Below are 6,755 nucleotides of genomic sequence, written 5' to 3' on the forward strand. Positions count from 1 at the left end.
CACAATTCTCACAAATGCACAGTGAGGAACCTGAGCAGTCCGAAAGAATCTGTACCAAAAGCTCACTCGAGCCGAAGGGAGGGCACACCTGCCGATGGGGACGCCTCGGTGAGTGCCGCCTCGGTAGGGTGACGCTTCGACGATGCACCTTTCGCCGCAGCCCAGTCGAGGGTGGATAGACCACATTTGAACGTGGGCTATCCGCTTCAGACTGGGCTGCCGGCGGACGCTCGCTTCTCGTGTTGGCCACCTCGAAGAGGGTGAGGGAATCCTGAGGACGAGCTGCCTACGGCGAAAGTAGACTGGGGCGCATGCGTTTCACCCGCTCGACTGCTTCCTCACCACGCGCCGTGCTCCTGCGCGTCCTCGGCTTCGCCGCCGCACTGCTGGTGTTCGCCGCCCAGCTCGTCGACTCCCCCACCCCCGCGCAAGCGGTGTCGCAGCCGGCGGAGTCGACAGCACCGGCGTATGTCAGTCCCGACGACCCCGGTGACGGTGCGAAGCCGCCGAAGCCGACGGGCACGTCTTGGCTTGTCGGCGACCTCGACTCCGGGGAGCTGCATGTGGCGAAGAATGTGGAGAAGCGGCACGCTCCGGCGTCGACGATCAAACTGCTTACGGCTCTGGCGCTCGTCGACGAGTTCGACGACAAGAAGAAGAAGGTGACCGCCGAGTTCGAGGACATGGAAGTCGATGGGACGAAGGTCGGTCTCATGCAGACGAACAAGTACTCCATCGATCTGCTCTTCCACGCGATGCTGATGTCGAGCGCCAATGATGCGGCGAATGCTCTGGGTCGTGCAGCCGGCGGGCAGGACAACGCCGTGGACCTGATGAACGAGAAGGCTGCCGAGCTGGGCATGTCGAATACGCAGGCGAAGAACACCTCGGGACTCGACGCAAAGGGCCAGTACACGACCGCTGAGGACCTCATGAAGCTCGCGTGGGCGGTGTGCGAAGACGACTACCTCATGAAAGTCATCGGCACAGAGACTTATCAATTCCCGGGCGGGAAGAACCCGCAAACGAAAGAGAAGTTCAAGGGTTACGAAATCCAGAACCATACGAAGATCGTCGGCCAGGTCAACGGCGGGCTGGGCCTGAAGAACGGGTTCACTCGGGCGGCGAAGGGCTCATACGTGGCCGTGGCCGAGCGCGACGGGCACCGTGTGGTCGCGACCATGCTCGGCATCGACAATAACTCTCGCCAGGTAGCCGTCGATATGCTCGACTGGGATTTCGCCCAGAAGGACCCGAAATCGCTGCAGACCGTTCCCGTCGGGGTTCAGGCCACCGCCGAGGCGGCGCCCACAGCCACCGGCAACTCCAGTGATGCCGGAGGTGCCGAATCGGATTCGAGCGGAGCGACGGAGTCCCAGAAGTCCGATGACTCGGGGCCCTCCATGCCGTCCCAGGCTGTTGGTGTGGCGCTGAACAATCCCCTGGCTCTGGTCCTCCTGGCGGGTGGGGTCGTGCTCTTCATCGCCACGGTGATCCTGTGGCTGCGACTCCGGGCACGAATGCTGGGCCGACGATAAGGGCATTCAGGGCCGCCTCGGCGAGAGGATCAGCGGTGAGGTTTGCTGACGCCTCGGCGAGAGGATCAGCGGTGAGGTTTTCTGCCGCCTCGGCGAGGTGGCCGGCGACAAGGTCGGCTGACCTGAGCAGAGGGTTCTGACCTCGATTGGACAACTTGAGCATAGACGCGTTACGCTTAGAACTTGCGTTCGAGGTTGTCCGCATTCATCGAACCGATCGTTGCGTTGCTCCTGACGACAAGCTTTTGAAGTCGTAGGCCCCGATCGAGGTTCGACTTTGCAGATGAATGTTCCGGACACTGTGTCTCTTCGAATCGCAGATCCCCATGGCGACTACCCAATCGCCGTATTGAGAACCTGAAGAATAGCGCGCGTCGATGCCTGCTATTCACAACTGAAGAAAGGAGGGAACCATGTCTGAGTTCCCACAGTGGGTCCAGCGCGGACTCGCACACGCAGGAATGATCGATCCCCGGATCAGCCGTCAGGCTCCTGGTGAGATCACGATCGAAGATGCGACCGGCCGTGTTGTGCTGTTCACCGGCACTTCACTGCGTGAGATCACGCCGATGGCCGCCGCCTGATACGAACCTCGGTCACCCTGATCTGCAGGGATCAGCACGGCCCAACCGGGTCGGCCCGATCCTCACTGATTGAGAAGACGCCCACTTGCTGCCGGGTTTTAAGCAGCGGGTGGGCGTCTGTCATTCACGGCCGCATCGAATACGACTACAGTCCCCTATGACAACGGCCAACGGCCCATCCGAGCGAGTGTGCTCGGATGGGCCATTTCGGCATCTGTGGCGCGAGGACTCAGAAGTCCCAGTCGTCGTCTTCGGTGTTCTCGGCCTTGCCGATGACGTAGGACGATCCCGAACCGGAGAAGAAGTCGTGGTTCGTTCTCCCGCCGAGGTCAACCGTGTGGTCGTCGAATTCTCGCGGCGGCTGGGTGGGGTGTGCCTGGGTTGAATGTGGGTTGATTTGGGCGAAGTGTGGGCAATTTCTGGGCAACCGTGGGCACTCACTTCCCCTCCCACCACACATCGTCCGGCATCAGCCATACGCCGATCGTCTGGACTCGACGGTCCTTGATCTCAACGTAGATCGCACCATCGAAACCGAGCCGCGTCGCGGTGCCGTCGAGCCGCACTTCACCGTCCCGCTCGAACACGATACGGGCACGGGCCGGGATGGGTGGGCGACGCTGGAACGAACCGCGAGCGCCAGCATCGTTGCGGATCTTCTGCCAATAACGCCAGGTCGCTGTGCCGTAGTCCGTACTCGATTATGCGTTCTATTATGCATCCGCCGTACTCCACCCACAGCCAAAGGCCGAACCGGACACGAGCGCACGCGAACTGAGCTAGCACCGACTTCCCACCGAAAGCATCGATGCCAGCAGTACGCAACAGAACCATGTTGAACCAGTGATGCGGACTTGGATATAGTCAAACTCGGAAACTATCGCCGAACCACCCGAAATCTCAGGAAGAAAGGGATGGTGGCCCTCGTGGCCTGCTTCTAGTCCTGCTGCCCTAGAATCACCCGAACTCCGCATTCACAGCCGGTCGGGTGATAGGTGACTTGTGCCTAAACACAATCGACCTAGCTTCTACCCATTCCCTGTTGCCGTAGCTGATTGCCACGTTAACCATTCTCAGTTAGCCACTCGCGTTCACCGGTCATGCTTGGTGCAAACAAAGCCCGCCTGCACTTCCAAAGAGCTACCCGCAAGATTGCCCGAAGGCTAAACTGCACCGGCTTCACGGCTATTCAACTTCAGGCAACTACTGAAATCAGAGAAAGCCAGTCATGCAGCAACTCAATGCCACTCAGATCAAGAAGTCCTTTATCAACACCTCTCGCCGCGAAGTGGAAAAGATCACGCTGCCGCCTAATCTCGCTGAGATCGAGTGGGCGGAGCTCGACTACTTTGGTTGGGCTGATGCGAAAATTCCTCAACGGGCCTATATTGTCGTCCCCGTGGACGACGTCCCACGCGGACTGATGCTCAGGGCAGTGCCCATGGCGAAGTCTCAAGCGATGTGTAGTTGGTGTGAGGATCTGCACGAGACCACCGGCGTTCGGATGTTCACAGCGAAGAAGGCCGGGCCTTCGGGAAGAAACGGCAATTCGCTCGGGACGCTCATACACGGCAATTTCGAATGCTCCGAGATCGTCAGGAATCCTCCTCGTGCAGTCGAAAGTCACAATGACTTCGAAGCCCATGTGTCAATGCGCGTCGACAAACTGAACGAGCGTGCCACCAGCTTCGTCAAGAGAGTGCTAGGCGAAAAGTAGTCGCTACTCGGGCCCGTCAAGCCACGGCGATCCCGCCATCAAACAACGTAGGCCCCCACCGTGGTTACGGCGGGGGCCTACGTTGCATCCGCTACCCTATTTCCATGCCCTCAACAATGAGCCCAGCATGACAACGTGCGCCGCAGTGTGGTGTGGCTGGGATGCGGTGGCGCGTGGATTGTGCAAACGTTGCTATGACCGGTACCGGCGCGGCATCAGCCCTATCTCTCCAACCAAGCGTCACGCGTTAGCCGAGGACAAGGCGCGCCTGCACGACGAGATTACACTGCGCCGAGAGGCCGGGCAGAGCATTGCCGACATTGCGGCCGCCGTCGGGGTGAATACGTCAACGGCGAGTAGGTGGTTGCGCGAGTGGGAGGTCGAAGTTGGACAGCGCGAAGATGCGAGAGCTGCGAACCTGTGGCGGCCCCGGGCGCGAGACGACATTGAGTTCGCGGTGAAACGCACCGATCTCACGGTCGCGGAGCGGGCTGCGGCGTTGGGTCGGTCGGTGTCGGCTATCCAAGAGGTGGTTCGAAGTAAGAGAGAAGGATAGTCGCTACTTTCCCCGCCACCTACTGGTTCTTAGTCTTTAGATCTTTCCTGAACAACTTCACCGTTGTATCGATCTGAGAATTGTACTTCTCCCAGTACTCTTCCCAAGTCGCGAAAACGCCCCACCGCTACAAGACGGTGGGGCGCGTTCGGAATCAGTGCCGGGGCTGGTAGTCCTCCGGCGGCGGGGTAGCGTCGATCTCGGCTACGGCGAGCGCTTCGTATCCGTCGTCGGTCGTCGAGTGGTTCGTCTTCCGTGTCGTCGGGGTCGATTTCTTCCGCGGTGTCGGTGTCTCCGACGTGTTTGGTGACGATGGTGTTCGCGCCTGCGGTGAGTCCGAATGCGCCGCCGATGTAGAGGACGAAGTTGGTGGTTACGGCGTGTCATTCGGGGACGTTGTCGGGGCCGTAGGCGGTGGCGATTGCGCCGAGTGCGACGCCGATGAGTGCGTAGGCGCCGTAGACGGGTTTGCGGTATTTCGCTGGGATGATGTCGTTGAGGGGCGTGGGTCAGCCTTTCAGTGTGCGGTTGGTGACGGAGGTGATCTTCGCGGTCTTCGAGTTCGTCCACACCTGGATGCGGAGACGTTCGGACCGGTCGCCCTCGTTGACGTCTTCAAATGGGCGCACAACGCTTACAAAGCGGCCGACGAGCTGTGGGTGACTCCGGAAGTGCTGGAGGACCGTCTGAGGGTTCTGCACCCTCACGAGAGACGTCTGCTCGCGCTGATTGGAGCAGCCCGCCATGGATGACCTCGGAAGACAAGTGCTCGACCTTGAACGCAAACACCCGAAATACGGCGGGGCGAAGGATCATGCGATCCGGAAACGGTTCGGGTTCTCCGCCACCACCTACTTCCAGATTTTGAATCGGCTCCTCGACGACCCCGAAGCGGCAGGGTTGGAACCGGTGCTCATCAACGGACTACGGAGACTCAGAGATGGCCAGCATTGAAGCCTACGACACGAAGAAGGGTCGCCGGTACAGGGTTCGGTACACCAAGCCCGACCGGAAGCCCACGGACCGGCGCGGATTCCGCACGAAACGCGAGGCCCAGGTCTTCCTCAACACCGTCGAAGCGTCGAAACTTGAAGGCACCTACGTGGACCCGACGAGGGGAAAGATCACTGTCGAGAAGCTCGGAACGCACTGGTTGAAAACTGTCAGCGCCAAGGAATCATCGAAAAGGGTGTACGAGACCGAGTTGCGTGTTCACATCTACCCGAAGTTCGGCGCACTACCCGTGAACGGGGTATCCCGATCGAACGTTAGAGAGTGGGTTGCGAAGCTGTCGGAGAAGCGAGCTGCCAGGACCGTCCGCAGGGCACACTACCTCCTCCAAGCAGTTCTTCAGACGGCGGTCGACGATCACCTGATCCCGCGCAACCCCGCCAGCGGCTTCAAGAACTTACCGTCGCTGACTCACCGGTAGAACGTATACCTCACCTATGAGCAGGTAGAGAAGGTGGCGCAAGCTGCGGATGAGCATCACTTGCGCGCTCAGGGCGGCCGGTACGGGTTCGTAATTTACATTGCCGCATACATGGGATTGCGGTGGAGCGAGATCGCGACCCTGACACCGGAGGACGTCGACCAGGAGGCCCGGCGCGTGCGGGTTCGCGCCGAAGTGTCGAAGAACAGCAGGGAACGGTCAGTCGGGTATCCGAAGTTCATGCACGATCGGTTCCGAGCTCTCACGCTGAAAGCCGCCCCCGCCGGTCTCCTCATCCCCGATTTGGCTGAGCCGAAGAATCAGGAGTCATGGTTTCTTTCTGTGCGGAAGAAGGCCAAGTTTGACGAGGGGTTCGTGTTTCACGATCTACGCCACTCCGCGGCATCGTTTGCGGTATCCGCTGGCGCTTCGGTGAAGGTCGTGCAGAACATGCTCGGTCACTCCTCCGCAGCCATGACCTTGGACGTGTACTCGGATCTGTTCGACACCGATGTGGATGATGCGGCCGAACGGATTGACGCAGCTCGCAGTGCGCGGCTCGCGTGAAGCTTTCACGATAGATAGAGTGGGCGTGAGAACGAATTGCACTTCGTTCTCACGCCCGGTTGGGGATCCTGCAGACGGATCAGTACTTACTTCTTCTTGGGCTTATGAACGACGGTCGTCCGCGGATTGCGGGCGGCCGTCGACATCTTCACAAAGCGTCCAGTGATAGCACTGCGCGCATGTCCTTTCTTAGCCAATCTCAATTCATCTCCCCTCAAACTTATATATGGGCAGAGACTGGGCAGACCGTTCTCAGTCAGCCCAAGTCTTCGCATACAGTGCGGGCCCACTCACCTCAGAAATCAAGGCGAGCAGGCCCGTCACCAGCAGGTTTAGAAGTCCCAGTCGTCGTCTTCGGTGT

At 59.9% G+C, this 6,755-nt stretch carries 8 protein-coding genes and 1 pseudogene; 7 read left to right on the forward strand and 2 right to left on the reverse strand.

What is annotated here, in order from left to right; translation table 11 throughout:
• Positions 1-311: 311 nt before the first annotated feature.
• Both ACTIIH_RS04800 and ACTIIH_RS04805 read left to right on the forward strand, forming a co-directional pair.
• A complete protein-coding gene (locus tag ACTIIH_RS04800) occupies positions 312-1,538 on the forward strand; it encodes a D-alanyl-D-alanine carboxypeptidase family protein (protein ID WP_441450821.1) in 1,227 nt (408 codons plus the stop codon).
• Positions 1,539-1,951: 413 nt separating this feature from the next.
• Positions 1,952-2,122, forward strand: a complete 171-nt coding sequence (locus ACTIIH_RS04805) for a hypothetical protein (RefSeq protein ID WP_155807412.1) — start codon at positions 1,952-1,954, stop codon at positions 2,120-2,122.
• Positions 2,123-2,351: 229 nt separating this feature from the next.
• On the opposite strand, the gene ACTIIH_RS04810 is transcribed toward ACTIIH_RS04805, so the two are convergent.
• Both ACTIIH_RS04810 and ACTIIH_RS04815 read right to left on the reverse strand, forming a co-directional pair.
• Positions 2,352-2,549, reverse strand: a complete 198-nt coding sequence (locus ACTIIH_RS04810) for a hypothetical protein (RefSeq protein WP_441450832.1) — start codon at positions 2,547-2,549, stop codon at positions 2,352-2,354.
• 10 nt (positions 2,550-2,559) lie between these two features.
• The gene (locus ACTIIH_RS04815; RefSeq protein WP_441450823.1) at positions 2,560-2,709 is read right to left on the reverse strand and encodes a hypothetical protein; all 150 of its coding nucleotides are present in this window, start codon (positions 2,707-2,709) and stop codon (positions 2,560-2,562) included.
• Between the two features lie 641 nt (positions 2,710-3,350).
• Here ACTIIH_RS04815 and ACTIIH_RS04820 point away from each other — a divergent pair.
• From ACTIIH_RS04820 to ACTIIH_RS04840, 5 genes and pseudogenes are all read left to right on the forward strand, one after another.
• Positions 3,351-3,839, forward strand: a complete 489-nt coding sequence (locus ACTIIH_RS04820) for an FBP domain-containing protein (RefSeq protein ID WP_025778721.1) — start codon at positions 3,351-3,353, stop codon at positions 3,837-3,839.
• A 127-nt stretch (positions 3,840-3,966) separates the two neighbouring features.
• Complete coding sequence (locus ACTIIH_RS04825) at positions 3,967-4,395, forward strand: helix-turn-helix domain-containing protein (protein WP_025778723.1); 429 nt, start codon at positions 3,967-3,969, stop codon at positions 4,393-4,395.
• 744 nt (positions 4,396-5,139) lie between these two features.
• Positions 5,140-5,349, forward strand: a complete 210-nt coding sequence (locus ACTIIH_RS04830; RefSeq protein WP_441091129.1) for a DUF3263 domain-containing protein — start codon at positions 5,140-5,142, stop codon at positions 5,347-5,349.
• A complete protein-coding gene (locus tag ACTIIH_RS04835) occupies positions 5,336-5,827 on the forward strand; it encodes a phage integrase central domain-containing protein (RefSeq protein WP_441091128.1) in 492 nt (163 codons plus the stop codon). Before ACTIIH_RS04830 ends, ACTIIH_RS04835 begins: the two co-directional genes overlap by 14 nt.
• Before the next feature lie 18 nt (positions 5,828-5,845).
• Positions 5,846-6,394, forward strand: a pseudogene (locus ACTIIH_RS04840) (tyrosine-type recombinase/integrase); the annotation flags it as partial.
• Between the last annotated feature and the right edge of the window lie 361 nt (positions 6,395-6,755).

Source organism: Brevibacterium sp. (assembly GCF_052105255.1).
Lineage (GTDB): Bacteria > Actinomycetota > Actinomycetes > Actinomycetales > Brevibacteriaceae > Brevibacterium > Brevibacterium linens_B.

Coding starts and splice junctions, on each gene's coding strand:
- ACTIIH_RS04820 (WP_025778721.1), top strand. CDS start 3,351: ATGCAGCAACTCAATGCCACTCAGATCAAGAAGTCCTTTATCAACACC.
- ACTIIH_RS04835 (WP_441091128.1), top strand. CDS start 5,336: ATGGCCAGCATTGAAGCCTACGACACGAAGAAGGGTCGCCGGTACAGG.
- ACTIIH_RS04825 (WP_025778723.1), top strand. CDS start 3,967: ATGACAACGTGCGCCGCAGTGTGGTGTGGCTGGGATGCGGTGGCGCGT.
- ACTIIH_RS04830 (WP_441091129.1), top strand. CDS start 5,140: ATGGATGACCTCGGAAGACAAGTGCTCGACCTTGAACGCAAACACCCG.
- ACTIIH_RS04805 (WP_155807412.1), top strand. CDS start 1,952: ATGTCTGAGTTCCCACAGTGGGTCCAGCGCGGACTCGCACACGCAGGA.
- ACTIIH_RS04800 (WP_441450821.1), top strand. CDS start 312: ATGCGTTTCACCCGCTCGACTGCTTCCTCACCACGCGCCGTGCTCCTG.